Annotated in this window: 16 protein-coding genes; 12 read left to right on the top strand and 4 right to left on the bottom strand. The window is 63.2% G+C overall.

Annotated elements, in window-relative coordinates:
* Positions 1-5: 5 nt before the first annotated feature.
* The 8 genes from C2U40_RS23045 to C2U40_RS23005 all read left to right on the top strand — a co-directional run bounded on the left by C2U40_RS23045 (position 6) and on the right by C2U40_RS23005 (position 14,914).
* Positions 6-3,086, top strand: coding sequence for a multidrug efflux RND transporter permease subunit (locus C2U40_RS23045; RefSeq protein ID WP_016348885.1), 3,081 nt, complete (start codon positions 6-8; stop codon positions 3,084-3,086).
* Positions 3,087-3,208: 122 nt separating this feature from the next.
* Complete coding sequence (locus tag C2U40_RS23040; protein WP_171279904.1) at positions 3,209-5,176, top strand: ATP-binding protein; 1,968 nt, start codon at positions 3,209-3,211, stop codon at positions 5,174-5,176.
* A 76-nt stretch (positions 5,177-5,252) separates the two neighbouring features.
* Positions 5,253-6,602, top strand: coding sequence for a glutathione-disulfide reductase (gorA, locus tag C2U40_RS23035; protein ID WP_103829159.1), 1,350 nt, complete (start codon positions 5,253-5,255; stop codon positions 6,600-6,602).
* 425 nt (positions 6,603-7,027) lie between these two features.
* Positions 7,028-8,710 carry a potassium-transporting ATPase subunit KdpA gene (gene kdpA, locus C2U40_RS23025; protein WP_103829160.1) on the top strand — a complete coding sequence of 561 codons (1,683 nt, stop codon included), beginning with the start codon at positions 7,028-7,030 and terminating at the stop codon, positions 8,708-8,710.
* A 55-nt stretch (positions 8,711-8,765) separates the two neighbouring features.
* Complete coding sequence (gene kdpB / locus C2U40_RS23020) at positions 8,766-10,823, top strand: potassium-transporting ATPase subunit KdpB (protein ID WP_103829161.1); 2,058 nt, start codon at positions 8,766-8,768, stop codon at positions 10,821-10,823.
* A 157-nt stretch (positions 10,824-10,980) separates the two neighbouring features.
* Positions 10,981-11,508 carry a potassium-transporting ATPase subunit C gene (locus tag C2U40_RS23015; RefSeq protein WP_104467500.1) on the top strand — a complete coding sequence of 176 codons (528 nt, stop codon included), beginning with the start codon at positions 10,981-10,983 and terminating at the stop codon, positions 11,506-11,508.
* A 103-nt stretch (positions 11,509-11,611) separates the two neighbouring features.
* Entirely contained in the window at positions 11,612-14,200 is a 2,589-nt protein-coding gene (locus C2U40_RS23010) for a sensor histidine kinase (RefSeq protein WP_103829057.1), read from the top strand.
* A gap of 30 nt (positions 14,201-14,230) precedes the next feature.
* Entirely contained in the window at positions 14,231-14,914 is a 684-nt protein-coding gene (locus C2U40_RS23005; protein ID WP_011704058.1) for a response regulator, read from the top strand.
* A gap of 96 nt (positions 14,915-15,010) precedes the next feature.
* Here the strand turns inward: C2U40_RS23005 and C2U40_RS23000 are convergent, their stop codons facing one another.
* Positions 15,011-16,138, bottom strand: a complete 1,128-nt coding sequence (locus C2U40_RS23000) for a multidrug effflux MFS transporter (protein ID WP_103829058.1) — start codon at positions 16,136-16,138, stop codon at positions 15,011-15,013.
* A gap of 92 nt (positions 16,139-16,230) precedes the next feature.
* Here C2U40_RS23000 and C2U40_RS22995 point away from each other — a divergent pair, with 92 nt between their 5' ends.
* Entirely contained in the window at positions 16,231-17,055 is an 825-nt protein-coding gene (locus C2U40_RS22995) for an AraC family transcriptional regulator (RefSeq protein ID WP_103829059.1), read from the top strand.
* On the opposite strand, the gene C2U40_RS22990 is transcribed toward C2U40_RS22995, so the two are convergent.
* On the bottom strand, positions 16,985-17,218 hold the full coding sequence (locus C2U40_RS22990; protein WP_016348875.1) for a hypothetical protein: 234 nt from the start codon (positions 17,216-17,218) through the stop codon (positions 16,985-16,987). The two genes, C2U40_RS22995 and C2U40_RS22990, sit on opposite strands and share 71 nt — an antisense overlap.
* A 283-nt stretch (positions 17,219-17,501) precedes the next feature.
* Here C2U40_RS22990 and C2U40_RS22985 point away from each other — a divergent pair, with 283 nt between their 5' ends.
* Complete coding sequence (locus C2U40_RS22985) at positions 17,502-18,752, top strand: valine--pyruvate transaminase (protein ID WP_103829060.1); 1,251 nt, start codon at positions 17,502-17,504, stop codon at positions 18,750-18,752.
* A 72-nt stretch (positions 18,753-18,824) separates the two neighbouring features.
* Here C2U40_RS22985 and C2U40_RS22980 read toward each other — a convergent pair whose 3' ends face one another.
* Both C2U40_RS22980 and C2U40_RS22975 read right to left on the bottom strand, forming a co-directional pair.
* On the bottom strand, positions 18,825-19,262 hold the full coding sequence (locus tag C2U40_RS22980; protein ID WP_029305108.1) for an Hsp20 family protein: 438 nt from the start codon (positions 19,260-19,262) through the stop codon (positions 18,825-18,827).
* Between the two features lie 92 nt (positions 19,263-19,354).
* Positions 19,355-19,768 (bottom strand): Hsp20 family protein, encoded by a 414-nt coding sequence (locus C2U40_RS22975; RefSeq protein WP_010635612.1) that lies wholly within the window; start codon positions 19,766-19,768, stop codon positions 19,355-19,357.
* Positions 19,769-20,003: 235 nt separating this feature from the next.
* On the opposite strand from C2U40_RS22975, the gene C2U40_RS22970 reads away from it, so the two are divergent.
* Together C2U40_RS22970 and C2U40_RS22965 are read left to right on the top strand one after the other, a co-directional pair.
* Positions 20,004-20,363, top strand: a complete 360-nt coding sequence (locus C2U40_RS22970; RefSeq protein WP_103829061.1) for a WYL domain-containing protein — start codon at positions 20,004-20,006, stop codon at positions 20,361-20,363.
* 67 nt (positions 20,364-20,430) lie between these two features.
* Positions 20,431-20,808: a VOC family protein gene (locus tag C2U40_RS22965; protein WP_101150421.1), complete on the top strand. Its 378-nt coding sequence runs from the start codon at positions 20,431-20,433 to the stop codon at positions 20,806-20,808.
* Positions 20,809-20,862: the final 54 nt, after the last annotated feature.

Here is a 20,862-nt window from a genome sequence, read left to right as displayed (position 1 = left end):
GACAGATGCGCTTTACCGATATATTCATCAAGCGGCCCATCTTGGCCATCTCGATCAGCTTTCTGATCGCGTTGCTGGGTGTCCAGGCCGTGTTCAAGATGCAGGTGCGGGAATACCCCGAGATGACCAACACGGTCGTCACGGTCAGCACCAGCTACTATGGCGCGAGTGCCGACCTGATCCAGGGCTTCATCACCCAGCCGCTGGAACAGGCCATCGCCCAGGCGGACAACATCGACTTCATGACGTCGTCCACCCAGCTCGGCAGCTCGACCATCACTGCCTACATGAAGCTCAACACCAACCCGAATGCGGCCCTGTCCGACATTCTGGCCAAGGTCAACTCGGTACGTTCCCAGTTGCCGAAGGAGTCGGAAGATCCCTCGGTGACCATGTCGACCGGCTCGACCACGGCGGTGCTCTACATCGGCTTCACCAGCCCCGAGCTCAACGCCAGCCAGATCACCGACTACCTGGAGCGGGTCATCAAGCCCCAGCTCTTCACCGTCGGCGGCGTCTCCAAGGTCGACATGTACGGTGGTACCAAGTACGCCCTGCGGGTGTGGCTGGATCCGGCCAAAATGGCGGCGTTCAACCTGACCGCCGCGGACGTGATGAGCGTGCTCAACAGCAACAACTATCAGTCCGCCACCGGTCAGGCCACCGGCTACTTCACCCTCTACAACGGCAATGCCGAGACCCAGGTCAACACCACCGAGGAGCTCGAGCGCCTGGTGGTAGCGACCCGTGACAGCAAGGTGATCCGTCTGGCAGACATCGCCAAGGTCAGCCTGGAGAAGAGCCACGATACCTATCGCGCCACCGCCAACGGCCGCGAGGCCGTGGTACTGGCCATCAACGCGGCGCCGACCGCCAACCCGATCAACATCGCCCACGACGTACTGGAGATGCTGCCGAGCCTGAAGAGCAACATGCCGAGCACCATGGAGGCCAACGTCCTCTATGACTCGACCGTTGCCATCAACGAGTCGATCAGCGAGGTGATCAAGACCATCGCCGAGGCAGCCGCCATCGTGCTGGTGGTGATCACCCTGTTCCTTGGCTCGTTCCGGGCGGTCATCATCCCGATTATCACCATTCCCCTCAGCCTGATCGGGGTGGTGATGGTGATGCAGATGTTCGGCTTCTCCATCAACCTGATGACCCTGCTGGCCATGGTGCTGGCCATCGGTCTGGTGGTGGATGACGCCATCGTGGTACTGGAGAACGTGGATCGCCACGTCAAGGAGGGGGAAGAACCGTTCCGGGCCGCCATCATAGGTACCCGTGAAATCGCCGTGCCGGTCATCGCCATGACGGTCACCCTGGCCGCCGTGTATGCACCCATCGCCCTGATGGGGGGCATTACCGGCTCCCTGTTCAAGGAGTTTGCCCTCACCCTGGCCGGCGCCGTGTTCGTGTCGGGCATCATAGCGCTGACCCTGTCACCCATGATGTGCGCCAAGATGCTCAAGGCCAACGAGGAGCCGGGCAAGTTCGAGAGCAAGGTGCATCACCTGCTCGACCGCATGACGGTCCGCTACGATGCCATGCTGCACGCCGTGATGCAGAAGCGCATCGTGGTGGTGCTGTTCGCCGTCATCGTCTTCGCCAGCCTGCCGATGCTGTTCAAGTTCATTCCGAGCGAACTGGCACCGAACGAAGACAAGGGCGTCATGGCCGTGCTGGGTACCGCCCCCTCCAACGTCAACCTGGACTATATCCAGGGCACCATGGAGCAGGTGAACAAGGTGCTGGACGAACAGCCGGAAGTGGCCTTCTCCCAGGTCTTCTCCGGAGTGTTCAACGCCAACCAGGCGTTCGGTATCGCCTCCATGGTGCCGTGGAGCCAGCGTGAAGCAAGCCAGAAAGAGGTGCTGGAGCGGGTTGGCAAGCTGGTCGAGAACGTGCCCGGCATGTCCATCACCACCTTCCAGTTCCCGGAATTGCCGGGTGCCTCGAGCGGCCTGCCGATCCAGTTCGTCATCACCACGCCGAACAACTTCGAGAGCCTCTATCAGGTGGCAAGCGAGATCCTGACCGCAGCCCAGGGGAGCGGACGCTTCGTCTACTCCGAACTGGACCTGCAGTACGACTCCGCCACCATGAAGATCAAGATCGACAAGGACAAGGCGGGTGCCTACGGCATCACCATGCAGGACATCGGCATCACCCTGGGTACCATGATGTCGGACGGTTACGTCAACCGGATCGACCTGGATGGCCGCTCCTACGAGGTGATCCCGCAGGTCGAGCGCAAATACCGCCTCAACCCCGAGTCGATCAAGGGCTACTACGTGCGGGCGGCCGATGGCCAGTCCATCCCGCTCGGCAGCCTGATCAGCATCGAGGTGGTCGGCGAACCGCGCGCCCTGCCCCACTTCAACCAGCTCAACTCGGCCACCATCGGTGCCGTACTGATGCCGGGCACCACCATGGGCAACGCCATCGCCTGGCTGGATGCCACCGCCAGCGAGAAGCTGCCGCAGGGTTACCGTTACGACTACATGGGTGAAGCCCGCCAGTTCGTGACCGAAGGCAGCGCCCTGTACGCCACCTTCGCCCTGGCGCTGGCCATCATCTTCCTGGTGCTGGCGATCCAGTTCGAGTCGGCCCGCGACCCGCTGGTGATCATGGTCTCCGTGCCGCTGGCCATCAGTGGCGCACTGATCGCGCTGGCCTGGGGTGCCGCCACCATGAACATCTACTCCCAGGTGGGTCTGATCACCCTGGTCGGCCTGATTACCAAGCACGGTATCCTGATCTGCGAGGTGGCCAAGGAGGAGCAGCTGCTGCACGGTCGCAACCGGATGGAAGCCGTAATGGCCGCCGCCAAGGTGCGTCTGCGCCCCATCCTGATGACCACGGCCGCCATGATCGCCGGTCTCATCCCGCTGCTCTATGCAACGGGGGCCGGGGCAGCCCAGCGCTTCAGCATCGGCATCGTGATCGTGGCCGGTCTGGCCATCGGCACCCTGTTCACCCTGTTCGTGCTGCCGGTGATCTACACCTACCTGGCCTCCGAACACAAACCGCTGCCGGTGTTTGACGAATCCATTCCGCCCAAGGCGAAAGGGAGTCATTAAAAACCGTTCCTAATCAACAAGGCCCCGTTTCGGGGCCTTGTTTTTATCACGCTAACGAAACACGACATAAGTGCATGAAGCAGTTAAACTAAATGGCAATATATCCAGACCGCAAGGACGCCATGTCAGGACTCTTCTCCAAGACCGCTAAGGCCGTCGGCCGTAACGGACTCTCATACCGCCTGCTCTCCTACATTCTGGTGTGCAGTACCGTATTGGCGATGATCATTACGGTGTTGCAGCTTGCCTGGGATTACCGCAAGGATGTGGCCGTCATCGAGGACAGCATCGGCCAGATCGAGGCGTCCTTCCTGCAACCCATCGCCGCCAGCCTGTGGAACCTGGACGAAGAGCAGGTCAAGGTACAGATCGAAGGCATCATGAACCTGCCCAACATGCAGTTCGTGATGGTCAAGGAGATGCTGGGCAACTCCGAGGTGCCGCTGCTGACCCAGGGGGTGGAGCGGGAAAGCTACGACATCTCCCGCGAGTTCAACCTCACCTATCAGGGCGAAGTGGTGGGCAAACTGTTCGTCGCCGCCTCCCTCGAGCAGATCTACCAGCGCCTGATCGAAAAATCGGTGCTGATCATGGTCAGCCAGACCATCAAGACCCTGGTGGTCTCGTTCTGCATCCTGATCATCATCTACTACCTGGTGGTGCGGCACCTCAACCGCATCGCCAACTATGCCCAGAAGTTCAATCTGGACCGGCTGGCCATCGAGTTGACCCTGGAGGGGCGCCCCCTGCCCCGCAAGAAACCCGACGAACTCGACACCCTGGTTGCCACCCTCAACCAGATGCGTACCCGGCTGAACGACGAATTTGCGGCGCGCCATCAGGCCGCCGAGCAGCTGCAACAGGAGCGGGACTTCTCCGCCACCCTGATCAACTCGGCCAACATGGTCATCTGCTGCATGGAGCCGGACCTCAACATCGCCAGCATCAACCCGGCTGCCATTCTGCTGACCGGCTACCACCAGCAGGAGATACTGCAGCACAACTGGCTGGATCTGTTCGTCAGCAAGGCCCAGCGCGATGAGCTGGCGGCCACCCTGGCCGATCACGGCTCCATCGAGGACAAAGAGGTCATCATGCATGACCAGCAGGGCCACGAGCTGGTGCTGCAGTGGACCTTCGCCCCCTTCTACGAGGGGCCCAACCTCAAGTATCTGATCGGCTTCGGCTACGACATCACCCGCCTCAAGAAGGTGGAGCGGGAGATCATCCAGCTCAACGAACAGCTGGAGGGCAAGGTGGTGGAGCGTACCCGCAGCCTGAGCGATGCCAACGACCAGCTGGGCAAGGCCTACGACGATCTGAAACAGGCCCAGCAGACCCTGGTGGAGTCGGAGAAGATGGCCTCCCTCGGTTCGCTGGTGGCCGGCGTGGCCCACGAGATCAACACCCCCATCGGCATCAGCGTGACTGCCTCCTCCTACCTGCAGGAGCGGGTGGCCGACTTCAAGCAGCACATCGACTCCAAGCAGCTGTCGCGCTCCTATCTCACCGAATTTACCGTCAACCTCGACGAGTCCATGCAGCTGCTGCAGGGCAACCTGCGCCGCGCTTCGGAGCTGATCGCCAGCTTCAAGCAGGTGGCGGTGGATCAGTCGTCCGAGGCACGCTACAACTTCAGCCTCGCCGACAACCTGCACCAGGTGGTGGTCTCCCTCGGCCACAAGCTGAAGAAGGCCCAGTGCGAGGTGGATATCCAGTGCGATCCCAAGCTGTCGATCTTCTCCTTTCCCGGCAGCTTCACCCAGATCTATTCGAACCTGATCCTCAACTCCATCAACCACGGCTTCGACAACTGGGACAAGCCCAAGAAGATCACCATCAAGGTGGAGCAGCAGGGTGAAGAGCTGCTGATCGACTACAGCGACAATGGCCGCGGCATCCCGCCCGAGATCTTGCCGCGCATCTTCGACCCCTTCGTCACCTCCAAGCGGGGCCAGGGCGGCAGCGGGCTCGGCACCCACATCATCTACAACCTGGTGGTGCAGCTGCTGCGCGGTCGCATCAACTGCGTCAGCGAGCCGGACAACGGCGCCCAGTTCCATATTCGCCTGCCGATCCAACATAACTGAGCACTGGCTCTTGTGAGCCAGCCGCTTTATCCCCATCATGCTGTGATTGCATTCTTAATGAGCGGAGAACCTCGCAATGGCACAGCATTTTGACTATATCGCCATCGGCGGCGGCAGCGGCGGCATCGCCTCGGCCAACCGGGCTGCCATGTACGGTAAGAAAGTTGCCCTGATTGAAGCCAAAGAGTTGGGTGGAACCTGCGTCAACGTCGGCTGCGTGCCGAAGAAGGCCATGTGGTATGCCGGCCAGATCGCCGATGCCCTGAAATATGGCGCCGACTACGGCTTTGACACCACCCTCAACCACTTCAACTGGGCCAAGCTGGTCGAGTCCCGCCAGGCCTACATCGGCCGCATTCATCAGTCCTACCAGAACGTGCTGGGCAAGAACCAGATCACCGTCATCAAGGGCTTCGCCCGCTTCGTCAGCAGCAACACCATCGAAGTGAATGGCGAGCAGTACAGCGCCGATCACATCCTGATCGCCACCGGCGGCCGCCCTGAAGTGCCGGCCATTCCGGGCGCCGAGCTGGGCATCGACTCCGACGGCTTCTTCGAGCTGCAGAGCCAGCCCAAACGGGTCGCCGTGGTAGGAGCCGGCTATATCGCAGTGGAGATCGCCGGGGTGATGCAGGCGCTCGGCTCCGAGACTCACCTGGTAGTGCGCAAACACGCCCCACTGCGCAACTTCGACCCCATGATCCACGAGACCCTGGTGGAGATCATGGCGCAGGAAGGGCCCAAGCTGCACACCCACGCCATTCCAAAAGCCGTGGTCAAGAACGCCGATGAGAGCCTGACCCTGCAGCTGGAAGATGGTCGCCACCTCACCGTCGACTGCCTGATCTGGGCCATCGGCCGCGTCCCGGCCACCGACAACCTCAATCTGGCCGCCGCCGGTATCGAGTTGGACGAGAAGGGCTTTATCCCGACCGACAAGTTCCAGAACACCGCCGTCGCCAACGTCTATGCCGTCGGTGACAACACCGGCCGCATCCAGCTCACCCCGGTGGCCGTCGCGGCGGGCCGCCGCCTCTCCGAGCGGTTGTTCAACAACAAGCCGGGCGAGCACCTCAACTACGACCTGGTGCCAACCGTGGTGTTCAGCCACCCCCCCATCGGCACCATCGGCCTGACCGAACCGGAAGCCATCGCCGAATACGGTGAAGATCAGGTCAAGGTCTACCGCAGCCAGTTCACCGCCATGTATTCGGCGCTGACCCAGCATCGCCAGCCCACCCGGATGAAGCTGGTCTGCGTCGGGCCGGAAGAGAAGGTGGTCGGCCTGCACGGCATCGGCTTCGCCATGGACGAGATCCTGCAAGGCTTCGGCGTCGCCATGAAGATGGGCGCCACCAAGGCGGACTTCGACAACTGCGTCGCCATCCATCCGACCAGCGCGGAAGAGTTTGTGACGATGCGCTAACCGCATATGAAACTGGCCTCATCACCATCGGGCCAGCTTCAACAACTGCGTCCCCCTTCCTACTCCACCAGCGCGGAAGAGTTCGTGACCATGCGCTAACCGCATATCAAAGTCACAGCAACTTGTTACCAAACCCGGCTCAGGCCGGGTTTTTTGATCGCAGCCCACCCCTCCCACTCTGCCAGCTCTTCATTTTTACGCCGATTTTACGCCAGCCAAATCGGGCTTTATGGCGCCTTTACGCCCGTTTTACATACCCTTTCAGCGTCAATGAGACCTATGGGATCGACACGGATATGCATCGATCCCTGACGCTAATTACCTCAACGGAGTCGTTATGAATTGGCTATATCTGCTGCTGGTCCTCGCCCTCGCGGGTTATCTGCTGCGCGCCCTCGCGCGTACCCATGAGTGAGGAACCGGATATGTGGCAAGAGATCATCTATCCCGTCGCGTTCGTGCTGCTGGTGCTGCTGCCGGCGCCTCTGCTTGGCAACTACCTGTATCGGGTATTTGAAGGCAAGAGTCGCTGGCTGGCCCCGCTTGAGCGCGCCACCCTGGCCTGCTGCGGCACGGACGGGCGCGAGCAGGACTGGAAGTCCTACACCCTCAGCCTGCTGGCCTTCAACGGCGCCGGCTTCGGCCTGCTGTTCCTGATCCTGCTGGCGCAGGGGCTGCTGCCCCTCAACCCGCAGCAGCTGCCCGGGCTGAACTGGCAACTCGCCTTCAACACCGCGGTCAGCTTCATGACCAACACCAACTGGCAGGCCTACTCCGGCGAAGCCAGCCTCTCCTACTTCAGCCAGATGGTGGGGCTCACCACCCAGAACTTCGTCTCCGCCGCCACCGGCGCCGCCGTCGCTATCGCCCTGTTTCGCGGTATCGCCCGCCAGCAGACCACCCACCTCGGCAACTTCTGGCAGGATCTGGTGCGTTTCTGTCTCTATGTGCTGCTGCCGATGGCACTGATCCTGGCGCTGCTGCTGGTCTGGCAGGGGGTGCCCCAGAGCCTGTCCGCCTACCTGCCGTTCCACGCCCTGGAAGGCCAGGAGCAGCTGCTGCCGCTCGGCCCGGCTGCCTCCCAGATCGCCATCAAGCAGCTCGGCTCCAACGGCGGCGGCTTCTTCGGCATCAACTCGGCCCATCCGTTCGAGAACCCCACAGCCCTCTCCAACTGGCTGGAGATGGTCGCCCTGCTGACGCTGGCCGCCGCCATGGTCTGCACCCTGGGGCGCTACGTGAAGGATCTGGCCCACAGCCGCGCCATCCTCATCGCCATGACCATCATGCTGGTGCTGGGGCTCTGCCTCGCCATCGGCCAGGAGCTGAAACCGGATCCCGCCCTCGCCCACCTCACCAGCGAAGCCGGCAACTGGGAAGGCAAGGAGAGCCGCTTCGGCCCTGTGCTGTCCAGCATCTGGGAAGTGGCCACCACCGCCGCTTCCAACGGCTCGGTCAACGCCATGCACGACAGCTTCGCCCCGCTCGCCGGCATGGTCGCCATGATCAACATGCTGCTGGGTGAAGTGGTGTTCGGCGGCGTCGGTGCCGGCATCTACGGCATGATGCTGTTCGTGCTGCTGACCGTGTTCCTGTGCGGCCTGATGGTGGGGCGCACCCCGACCTATCTGGGCAAACGGCTCGGCATCACCGAGATGAAATGGGTGGTCGCCAGCATGCTGGTGATGCCGGTCGGGGTATTGGTGATCGGCGGCATTACCCTGCTGATGCCGGACTCCGCCACCGTCATCGGACACGACGGCCCCCACGGCCTGTCACGGCTGATCTATGCCTACGCCTCGGCCGCCGGCAACAACGGCTCCGCCTTCGCCGGCTTTGCCGCCGCCGACAGCTGGCAGTGCATCGCCATCGGGCTGGCCATGCTGCTCGGCCGCTTCGGCTACATCATTCCGGTGCTGGCCATCGCTGGCCAGCTGGCCCGCGCCCCGCGCCAGGAGCGAAGCGAGGGGGACTTCCCCGTCAGCGGCCCGCTCTTCATCACCCTGCTGATCGTCACCGTGCTGCTGATGGGGGGTCTCTCCTTCCTGCCGGTGCTGGCGCTGGGCCCGGTGGCGGAACACCTGAGCCTGCTGGGAGGTGCCTTCTGATGCTGCACACCCGACTGATCTGCGTGACCAACTATTCGATGCAGGGAGCTTTCCAATGAGCAAGTCCGCTTCAATGAGCACCGACACCATTCAGGTGAAGGGCAAGAAACAGAAATCACAGATCCTGCAGGCCATGGTGGAAGCCCTCTATCGCTTCAACCCCAGGGCGCTGTTCGGCAGCCCCATCCTGTTCACCCTCTGGCTGGCGGCCGTGATGGCGACCCTAGAGTCGCTGCTGGGGCAGCCGCTCTCCGGCGTTGCCCCTTCACTGGCCTGGCAGCTGACCGCCTGGCTCTGGCTCACCCTCTGGTTTGCCAACTTCGCCGAGACCCTGGCCGAGGGGCGCGGCAAGGCGCGGGCCGACAGCCTGAAGGCCGGCATGAGCCAGCTCAAGGCACGTCGAGTCACCAGCCCGCAGGATGACAAGGGCGAGTGGGTACCGGCCACCAGCCTGCTCAAGGGCGATCTGGTGCTGGTGCGCAGCGGCGAGATGATCCCGGCCGACGGCGAAGTGGTCGCCGGCATCGCCTCGGTCAACGAGGCGGCCATCACCGGCGAATCCGCCCCCGTCATCCGCGAGTCGGGCACCGACCGCAGTGGCGTGACTGGCAACACCACCGTCGTCTCCGACCAGATCTGGGTGCACATCAGCAACAACCCGGGCGAAAGCACGCTGGATCGGATGATTGCCCTGGTGGAAGGGGCCAAGCGGCAGAAGACCCCCAACGAGATGGCGCTGGACGCCCTGCTGGTGGGGCTGACCCTGATCTTCCTGCTGGTGGTGGCCACCCTGCCCTGGTTCCTCGACTACAACGGCACCCAGGTGCCCCGGCTCTATCTGCTGGCACTGTTCATCACCCTGATCCCGACCACCATCGGCGGTCTGCTCTCCGCCATCGGCATCGCCGGCATGGACCGGCTGGTGAAGCTCAACGTGATCGCCAAGTCGGGCCGGGCGGTGGAAGCCGCCGGCGACGTGCGCACCCTGCTGCTGGACAAGACCGGCACCATCACCTTCGGCAACCGGATGGCGGACGAGCTGATCCCGGCCCCCGGCGTGGACCCCTCTTTGCTGGCCCAGGCCGCCATGCTGGCCTCGCTCGGCGACAATACGCCGGAGGGCAAATCCATCCTGACCCTGGCGGGCAAGAGCCACACCAAACCAAGCCAGCTGGAGAGCGACATCCTCATCTCCTTCAGCGCCGAGACCCGGCTGAGCGGGCTGGATCGCAACGGCCATCACTATCGCAAGGGGGCGGTGGATGCAGTGCTGCGCTACCTCTCGCTCGATCGCAAGGCGGTGCCCGAGCTCATCCTCAAATCGGTGGACAACATCGCCCGCCAGGGCGGTACCCCGCTGCTGGTCTGTACCCACGAGAAGCTGCTGGGGGTGGTGTTCCTCAAGGACATCATCAAGCCGGGCATCAAGGCCCGCTTCCAGATCCTGCGCCACATGGGGATCCGCACCGTGATGATCACCGGTGACAACCCGCTGACCGCCGCCGCCATCGCCGCCGAGGCCGGGGTGGACGACTTCATCGCCGAGGCGACACCGGAGAAGAAGCTGGCCTACATCCGTCAGGAGCAGGCCGATGGCCGGCTGGTCGCCATGTGCGGGGACGGCGCCAACGACGCACCGGCGCTGGCCCAGGCCGACGTGGGCCTGGCCATGAACGAGGGGACCCAGGCCGCCAAGGAGGCGGGCAACCTGGTGGATCTCGACTCCAACCCCACCAAACTGCTGGACGTGGTGCTGGTGGGCAAGCAACTGCTGGTGACCCGCGGCGCCCTGACCACCTTCTCCATCGCCAACGACGTGGCCAAGTACTTTGCCATCCTGCCGGCCCTGTTCATCGCCGCCTATCCACAGCTGGGGGTGCTGAACCTGATGCAGCTGGGCAGTCCGGAAAGCGCCATCCTGTCGGCCATCATCTTCAACGCCCTGATCATCGTCGCGCTGGTGCCGCTGGCCCTGCGCGGGGTCAGCCTGCAGGGCTCGGCCGCCAGCCTGCTGCGCCGCAACCTGCTGATCTACGGCGTCGGCGGCCTGATAGTGCCCTTCATCGGTATCAAGCTGATCGACCTGGTCATCACCGGGCTGGGGCTGGTGTGATGAAAACGCCGCGCGATGGTATCCACGGCCAGATCGTGCCCCCATACATCGGCATCAAGCTGATCGACCTGGTCATCACCGGCCTGGGGCTGGTGTAACGGCATTACCGGATGCGGGGCAGACCCGCATCCACCCAACACATTTGGAGCAAAAAATCATGATCGCAATCAGAACCCTGCTGACCCTGACCCTGCTGCTGGGGGTGGCGTATCCGCTGGCCGTCACCGGGCTGGCCCAGCTGCTCTTCCCCTGGCAGGCCAACGGCAGCCTGCTCACCAACGCCAAACAGCAGGTGGTCGGCAGCGTCCTGCTGGCACAGAAGTTCGAGCGGGCCGACTACTTCCACTCCCGCCCCTCCGCCAGCGACTTCGCCACCATAGGCGGAGGCGCCAGCAACCTGGGGATGAGCTCGCCGCTGCGGGCCGAGTTTGCCGCCGCGGCGGCCAGGGCGCAGCCGGAAGCCAGGGTCCCCGCCCTGCTGACCCGCTCCGCCTCCGGCCTCGATCCCCATCTGCCGCTCGCTGCAGCGCTGGCTCAGGTGACGCGGGTCGCCGGGCAACGCGGGCTGGATCCCGTTCAGTTGACGGAGCAGGTCAAGTCGGCGGCACAAGCTGGTATCCTTGGCCCGCAGGTGGTCAACATTCTCCAGTTGAACCTGCAACTCGATCATCAAAAGGGCGCCTGAGGGAGCTCCTTGTAGTTCGGGACAGGCTCCCTTTCGACAACGGGGGCAAGCATGAGCAATGAGGTCACGGCCGCGGTTCGGCCGATGCAACGGGAGCACGGGGATGCGTGATGAGGTGAGGGCGGACGCCCTGCTGGCGAGCCTGGAACAGGAGCACAGGGGCAAGCTGAAGGTGTTTCTCGGTGCCGCCCCCGGTGTCGGCAAGACCTACGCCATGCTGCAAGCGGTACGGGAGCAGGCCAAGGAGGGGGTCGACATCCTGATCGGGGTGGTGGAGACCCACGGCCGCCAGGAGACCCTGGCCCTGCTCGACAAGCTCGCCATCCAGCCGCGCAAGCTGCACCTGCACCGCCAGCAGCGGCTGGAGGAGATGGATCTGGACGGCCTGCTGGCCCGCAAGCCCGCCATCGCCGTGGTGGACGAGCTGGCCCACAGCAACGCCCCCGGCAGCCGCCATGAGAAGCGCTGGCAGGATGTGGAGGAGCTGCTGGGTGCCGGCATCGATGTCTACACCACCCTCAACGTGCAGCACCTGGAGAGCCTCAACGATCTGGTGTGGCAGCTGACCGGGGTCAGGGTCAAGGAGACCCTGCCGGATCAGGTGCTGCTGGAGGCCGACAGCCTGGTGCTGATAGACCTCCCCCCCAAGGAGCTGCTTGGCCGTCTCAAGGAGGGCAAGGTCTATGTGCCCCACCAGGCCAAGGCCGCCCTGCAGTCCTTCTTCTCTCTGAACAACCTGACCGCCCTGCGCGAGCTGGCGATGCAGACCGCCGCCAGCCACGTGGAGGGAGATCTGCAGTTGCAGTGGCAGGCGGCCGGCAAGACCACACTGCCGCTGCGGGGCAAGCTGATGGTCTGCCTCGGCGATCAGCACGGCGCGGCCCTGGTGCGCTACGGTCACCGCTTCGCCCAGCGCCGCCAGCTGCCCTGGCTGGTGGTGCACATCGACAGCAAGGGGCAGCGCTCGGTCGAGCTGGAGCAGGCGCTGGCGCTCGCTTCCCAGCTGGGGGCCAAGGTGCTGACCCTCTCCAGTCCGGCGGTGGCCGACACCCTGCTGGAGACCGCCGAGCAGCAGCAGGTGTCGCAATTGCTGCTGGGCAAACCCCACAAGGCGCCCTGGCGTCGCTCGCTGGTGCAACACCTGCTCAAGCAGGCGCAGGGGCTCGAGATCACGCTGGTGGATACCGAGAAGCGCAAGCCCAGTCTGGGCTTGCAGCCGCTCCACCCCAAGGACATTCGCCAGAGCCTGCTGGCGGTAGCCATCATGGGGACCACCTCGGCCGCCGTCTGGGGCCTCTCCCACTGGCTACCGCCTGCCTCCCTGCCCATGCTGTTCGTGCTGGGGGTGCTGGCCACCGCGCTCACCACCAGCCTGATGCCCGCCATCCTGGCCGCGGTGCTGGGCTTCGTCGGCCACAATCTGCTGTTCACTGCCCCCTACTTCTCTTTGAGCGTGGCCAGCCACAGCGATCTGCTCACTCTGTTCGTGTTGCTGATCGTCGGCATCACGGCCGGGCGGCTCGCCTCCCGTCAACGGCAACAGCTGATCGGCCTGCGCGAGACCCAGCAACTGGGCAATGCCCTGCTGTCGCTGAGCCAGGGTCTGGCCACCGCCAGCAGCCCGGAAGAGGTGCTCAGACAGGGATCCCAGGCCATCTCGCTGGCGCTGGGCCAGCCGGTGTTCGCCCTCGATCAGCACTACCATCACAGGGCCGGTTCGACCCAGCACAAGCCGGGGCAGACCGACAAGGCGGCCATCGACTGGTGTCTGGCCCAGAAGCAGAGCGCCGGCGCCCACACCGCCACTCTCAACGCAGCCGAGGCCCAGTACCACCACCTCAGCGATGAACTGGTGCTGGGGATAGTGCTGGCCAACCCGCTCGCCTCCTCGGCCGAGCATCAGCTGCAGGCCCTGCTCACCGATATCCGCGCCGCGCTGGCCCGGATCGATCTCAACGAACGGCTGGCCGACAGCCAGCTGCAGGCGGAGACCGACCGGATGCGTGCCGCCCTGCTCTCCTCGGTCTCCCACGATCTGAAGACGCCGCTGGCCACCATCATGGGGGCCGGCAGCACCCTGCTGGAATATGGTGACCGGATCAGCAGTGAAGACCGCAGCGAGCTGCTGCACTCGGTGCAGGACGAGGCGCGCCGCCTGCACAGCTATGTGCAAAACCTGCTGGACATGACCCGCATCGGCTCGCCGGATTTCCAGCTGAAACGGGACTGGGTCGACCTGGCGGATCTGGTGGAAAACGCCCGCCGCCGGCTCGACTCCTCCTGGCGCCAGCACAAGCTGCTGGTGCACTTCGATCAGCAGATCCCCCGGCTCTATGTGCACGGCGCTCTGATCGAGCAGGTGCTGGTCAACATTCTCGACAACGCCTCCCGCTATTCGCCGGCCGGCACCCCCATCGAGTTCAAGGTGATGCTGGCAGACCCCGATCTCATCCTCGACATCATCGATATCGGGGTCGGCATCGCCGAGTCGGATCGGGACAAGATCTTCAATCTGTTCTACACCCAGCCGGTCGGCGACTGCGGCAGCCGCGGCACCGGGCTTGGCCTCGCCATTTCCCGCGCTATGATAGAGGCCCACGGCGGCCGCATCTGGGCATTTTCCGGCCCCAACGGCAACGGCACCTGCATGCGCATCTCCCTGCCGCTGGCGCTCAATGCAGCCGCGGCCTGAACCTTTTTACTCTATCCAGCTGGAGGCTGAATGGCTCACATACTGGTCATCGACGACGAGGCGGCCATCCGCCGTTTTTTGCGGATCAGCCTGATCGCCGAGGGGCATCAGGTGAGCGAGGCGGTCGGCGTCAACGAGGGGCTGGCGCAGTATCGCCACCTCAATCCCGATCTGGTGATCCTGGACCTCGGCCTGCCGGACGGGGACGGCATTCAGGTGTTGCAGGCCATTCGCGAGCACCATCAGCACCCGGTACTGGTGCTGTCGGCGCGGGATTCTGAACAGGAGAAGGTGCGCTTGCTGGATGCCGGGGCCAACGACTACATGAGCAAGCCGTTCGGCATCGGCGAGATGATGGCCCGCATTCGGGTGCTGCTGCGCCAGCGGGCCGGGGTCAGCAGTGGCGAGCAGCGCCACTTCCCCCAGTGCGGGCTGACCCTGGACAGCAGCAGCCACAGGGTCACTCTGGGCGAGGAAGAGGTGCCCCTCTCCCGCAAGGAGTTCGCCCTGCTGCAGGCACTGGTGTGCCACCCCGGCAAGCTGGTGCTGCAGACCCAGCTGCTCAACGACATCTGGGGGCCGAGCCACAAGGAAGACACCCACTACCTGCGCATCGTCATCGCCAGCCTGCGCAAGAAGCTGGGAGATAACCCCCAGCAACCCACGCTGATCGAGACCGAATCCGGCATCGGCTACCGCTTTATCGGCAGCTGATGTTGCAGCAAGAAGCTGGGCGGCAACATTCCCAGCAATCTACGCTGATCGAAACTGAATCCGGCATCGGTTACCGTTTTATCGGCAGCTGATGTTTCACGTGGAACGACGCCAACCGCAGCAGAGAGCCAGCAGACCGCAGCCACCGAGCAGCAGACCGAGATCCTGCAAGCTGGCGGCAACCGCCAACCCCAGACTGAGCAACAGGTAGTAACCGAGCCCGAACAGGGCACCGGCACTGCCTGCCACCTCCCGATAGGCCAGCAGTGCCTGGCACAGCACATTGGGGATCGCCAGCCCGAACGCCACTACCACCCCCATCATGGGCAGCAGGAACCAGAGCGAAGCCTGACTGGCCCACACCAGCCAGCCGGACCCCAGCGCCAACGCGGCAGCAAGCCGGATCAGCGAGGAAGGCGACCAGCCACGCCCTAGCAGGCGCTTGTTGAGCAGGCTGCCCCCCAGGGTCGCCAGCGCCAGCAAGATGCCGGAGTAACCAAACTCGCCCGCGCTCAACCCCAGCCCGGCAAACAGGAAGGGAGCCAGGCTGTAGTAGCCAAACAGCATGGTGTTGAACAGCGCCACCAGTGCGGCGCTGCGCCACAAGGCTGCATCACGCACCATCCGTTGTGCCAGCGGCCAGAGCGCCGCCCGCTGGGTGATGGCCGGCCGGGTTTCCGGCAGTTGCCAGCAAGTGACCAGCAGCAACCCGGCAGCCAGCACCAGCAGGGCGCTGAATACCCCGAGATAGCCGAACCCGCTCGCCAGCTGGCCGCCACTCACCAGCCCCAGCACCGGGCTGAGGGAGAGCGCGATGCCCATTACCGAAAAGACCCGCGCCAGCTCGCTGCCCTGATAGCTGTCGCGCAGCATGGTCTGGGTCACCACGGAGCCCACGGCGGCGCCGAAGGCCGCGATGACCCTGGCCAGCAGCAGGGTTTCAAATTGAGTGGCTAGCAAAGCCAGCAGAGTGCCGGCGCCATAGGTCATCAGCCCCGCCAGCATGGCGGGACGCCGCCCGACCAGATCGCACAGTCTGCCCCAGCAGACCACGCCCGCCGCAAACGCCAAAAAATAGACCGACAGGGTCTGGGATGCCTGCCCCTCGCTCACCCGAAACTGGCTCGCGATATGGGTCAGCACCGGGCTGTAGATGGTCTCCACTATCTGCGGAAACATCATCAATCCGACCACCAGCCAGAGCGGTGGCAACTTGTTGTTCATGACAAACCTCCTTCACAAGAGGCCGTCATTCTAGAGTGATGCCGATTGTCCGATTACAATAAGCAGGACTATAAACATCAACAATCGGACACATGGCCTTTATTCTTCCCGATCACCCTTTTGACCCGGATCAGCACGACGGCAGCGCCATCGGGATCGCCTCCGCCCTCGGCTGGCACGACTCCGGCCGCCATCAGCACAGGCGCCATCAGCTGCTGTTCGCCCAGGCCGGCTGCATGACCATAGAGCTGGACGATCAGGTCTGCCTGCTGCCGCCGACGCGAGCGGCCTGGTTGCCGGCAGGGCTGCCCCATCGGGTGCTGATGCGCGGCGTGGTGGCGTATCGCTCCCTCTACTTCCAGCCGGAGCCCGGTTTGCCGACCGAGATGGCGGTGCTGGCGGTCAACCCGCTGCTGCGGGAGATCATCGAGCGGATGGCGATCTGGCCGTGGGACAAGCCGGCAGCGGAGCAGCATTGCACGCTGGCGCTGTTGCAGGAGGAGCTGATGCAAGCGCCGCGGGAATCCTGGCAGTTGCCGCTGCCGTCAGACCCACGTCTGGCCGGCTGGCTGCAGGAAGTGAAGCGGGGCGACACCCTGCCCGATCGGCTCAACCGGCTGGCCGAACGGGTGGGTGCCAGTGACAAGACCATAGGTCGTATCTTCATGCGGGAGACCGGCATGAGCTACCAGGCCTGGCGCCAGCAGTGGCGACTGTTGCGGGCGCTGGAGCTGCTGGCCGAGGCCGAACCCATCAGCCGGGTGGCGGCAACGCTGGAGTTCGCCAGCGACAGCGCCTTCATCAGCTTCTTCAGACAACACACGGGGCAGACCCCGCGGCGCTATCTCAACTCTCGGGGTGAGTCGCATCGGCCGAGCTCGCCTCCACCACCAGGGTCTCCAGTGCCAGCGGCTTGAGGTTGTGGATCGCCTCCTCCACCACCGCATGGGAGGCCTGCTGCTGCTGGGCCGCTATCTCCTGCGCCAGCTTGGCGCTGTCCAGTTCGGGTCTGGGGTACTCGTCGGCCATGACGTTCAGGCTCAGGCTGCTGGCAATCAAGGTTGCGATCAGGATTTTCATCTGATGTGCTCCGGTGTGGTTGAGATGACCAGATAGCTATTCCAATTGTTGTGCCACATCTATAACGACATGATTTTATTTAAATTAATTGTTTTTAGATGATAAATGGCGCCAGTTGGAAAACATCCTGTAGTCAGAATTGAACCAACAAGTGGTCATTTTCACCACGCTTAATTTTTGCCTGCTGTTCCACGTGGAACGTCCCATTTTTTTGATCGACACCCGCTTTTAAACTGAGCTATGGTGCTAGCTTCCCCGTAACTGACTCTGGATCTGTCACCGAATGGAATTTTCCTTGTTCGGCGAGAAGTTCACTCGCCATGCCGGTATTACCCAACTCATGGATGACCTTAATCAGGGGCTGACCAATCCGGACGCCATCATGCTGGGTGGCGGCAACCCGGCCCCCATCCCCGCCATGCTGGAACGCTTTCAGGCCGAGGCCAAGAGCCTGCTCGACAACGGCGAGCTGGTGAAGGCGATGGCCAACTACGATGGCCCCCAGGGCAAGGACAGGTTCACCAAGGCGCTGGCGGCCCTGCTCAGCAAGGAGCTGGGCTGGGACATCTCCGCCCGCAACATCGCCCTGACCAACGGCAGCCAGAACGCCTTCTTCTATCTGTTCAACCTGCTGGCGGGCGAATTTGCCGATGGCCGCAAGAAAAAGGTGCTGTTCCCGCTCGCCCCCGAATACATCGGCTATGCCGACTCGGCGCTGGCAGACGACTACTTCGTGGCTTACAAGCCCACCATCGAGAAGCTGCCCGATGGCCAGTTCAAGTACCACGTGGATTTCGAGAGCCTGCAGGTGGGTGACGACATCGGGGTGATCTGCGTCTCCCGCCCGACCAACCCCACCGGCAACGTGCTGACCGACGAAGAGATCGAACACCTCGACCAGATTGCCCGCGACAAGGGCATTCCGCTGCTGATCGACAACGCCTACGGCGTCCCCTTCCCGGGCATCATCTTCAGCGAGGCCAAGCCGTTCTGGAACGCCAATACCATCCTCTGCATGAGCCTCTCCAAGCTCGGCCTGCCGGGCACCCGCTGCGGTATCGTCATCGCCGACGAGAAGATCATTCAGGCCATCACCAACCTGAGCGGTATCATCAATCTGGCGCCGGGCAGTCTGGGCCCCGCCATTACCATCCCGATGATCGAGAGCGGCGAGATCATCGCCCTCAGCGAACAGGTGGTGAAGCCCTTCTATCAGCAGAAGGCAGAGCTGGCGGTGCAACTGCTGCGCGAAGCGATCCCCGATCCGCGCTTCCACATCCACAAGCCGGAAGGCGCCCTCTTCCTCTGGCTCTGGTTCGAGGGCTTGCCGATCCACTGTCAGGAGCTGTACGAGCGACTGAAGGCGAAGAACCTGCTGATCGTGCCGGGCCACTACTTCTTCCCCGGCATCGATGATCCAAAGTGGCGTCACAGTCAGGAGTGCATCCGCCTCAACTACTCCCAGAGCGAGGAGCTGGTACGGCGCGGCATCGCCATCCTGGCCGACGAGATCAACGCCCTCTACGCTGGCTAAGCCAGTTCGGCGATACAAAAACAGAGAGGCCTGCACATGCAGGCCTCTCTTGTTTATCACGCGCTGGTTGGCTTAACCGGGCAGTGCCAGCTGCTCGGGCTTGCCGATGGGGATGGCACGGGGCTTGAGCGCCTCCGGCAGCTCACGCGCCAGATCGATGGTCAGCAGCCCATGCTCCAGCTTGGCGCCCTGCACTTCCACGTGCTGGCTCAGCTTGAAGGCGAGCTCGAAGTCCCGCTCGGCGATCCCCTGATGGAGGAACTGGCGTTCATCGGCGGCGGCCTTGCGCCCCTTCACCTTGAGGGTGCCGTTTTCAGTTTCCAGCTCCAGCTCTTCGCGCTCGAAACCAGCCACGGCAACCGTGATGCGATAGCCGTCCTGATCGCGCTTTTCGATGTTGTACGGCGGGTAAGCGGCAGTCTTCTGCTCGAACAGACCTTCCAGCTCACGGGCCATCCGCTCGAAGCCGACGGCGTTGGAATAGAGATGAGAAAAATCGAGGTTACGCATAATCCTATCCTTCTATAAGCAACAGGTTTCACTTCTCCACGGGCCCGTCATCGGCACCCGGAAAACGTCAACAATTCAATGAAGTCAGGCTATCAGCCGTTGATCTCGATCTTGCGGGGCTTCATCGCCTCGGGCACTTCGCGCACCAGGTCGATGTGCAGCAGACCGTTTTTCAGATCGGCGCCCTTCACCCGCACATAGTCGGCCAGCTGGAAGCGACGCTCGAAACCGCGTTCGGCTATGCCTTGGTAGAGGTAGTTGCGCTCGGTATCGGCCTGCTTGTTGCCCTTCACCGTCAGCAGATTTTCCTGGAAGCTCAGCTCCAGCTCTTCCTGAGTAAAGCCCGCCACCGCCATGCTGATGCGGTAGTCGCTGTCACCCAGCTGCTCGATGTTGTAGGGGGGATAACCGGCATTGCCATTGCTGGCCGCAGATTCGATGAGATTGGCCAGACGATCGAAACCGATGGCAGAACGATAGAGCGGAGAAAAGTCGATAGAACGCATAGTATTATCCTCTTTTGAGCGATAACTGATTGTTTGCCCTCCTGATAGACGGGCGCCAGGTCGAAACCTCTGTCGAGCGTTCCGGCCTTGTTATCTATATAGGGGCCCACTTTCCGCTTTCAAGGGCTCTGCTCGAAAAATCTTCTCACCGCCCGTCTCAGGCTTTTTACTCATTGTGCTTCCTCCCCCGGTCGCAAACATGGCACCCTGAGTGGAGATCTTGAGGAGCCACATAATGTCCCGTTCAGAACGCCTGCTGGCCCTGCTGCAACTGCTGCGCGGCCACCGCTACGCCATTACCGGCAGCGAGCTGGCCAGCCAGCTTGGCATCAGCCTGCGCACCCTCTATCGGGATCTCAAGGAGGAGAGTTCGGAGCGCACCGTCTGGCCCTGTGCCCTCGGCTACTTCGACCAGGTGCGGGTACTGGTGGCCTGGTGCGAGCTGCGCCAGGACTTTCGCCACTTTCGGGTGGACAGGATCAGCGCGATGCGGCTGGAGGCGGAATCTTATCCGGGCAATCGAGAGCGGCTGCTCAAGGAGTGGCGGGACAACCAGCAGATCCCGCAGCCCAGATTCATTGCTGACAGAAACTGACAGCAGGCAGCGCCATGCTGACGGGGTCGGCGCCGATGCGTCATCTCATCAGCAAGGGAGCATCACCATGTTAATCCCCCAGTTCACCATCCTCTACGTTGCCAACCCGTCCCGCAGCGCGCTCTTCTATCGCGAGCTGTTCGGACGCCCACCGGTGGAGGAGTCCCCCACCTTTGCCATGTTCGTGTTCGAATCGGGCGCCAGACTGGCACTCTGGTCCAGCGCCACGGTCGAGCCCGCCGTGACCCAAACGGCCGGGGCCATGGAGCTGGCCTTCGCCCTCCCCGATGATGCCGCCGTCGATCGCCAGTCTGCCGAGTGGCAGGCGCGCGGGCTCACCCTGATCCAGGCACCGACCCGAATGGAGTTTGGCTACACCTGCATGGCCCTCGATCCGGATGGCCATCGTCTGCGCCTCTACTGCCCGGCCCCCGAACTGGGCTGAGCCGGCACCATCAAGACGGAGCCATGTTTCACGTGGAACGTGCAACCTTCTTCA

The organism is Aeromonas sp. ASNIH4 (assembly GCF_002934425.1).
Classification (GTDB): Bacteria; Pseudomonadota; Gammaproteobacteria; order Enterobacterales; family Aeromonadaceae; genus Aeromonas; species Aeromonas hydrophila.
This window is presented reverse-complemented; position numbering and strand designations above follow the sequence as displayed.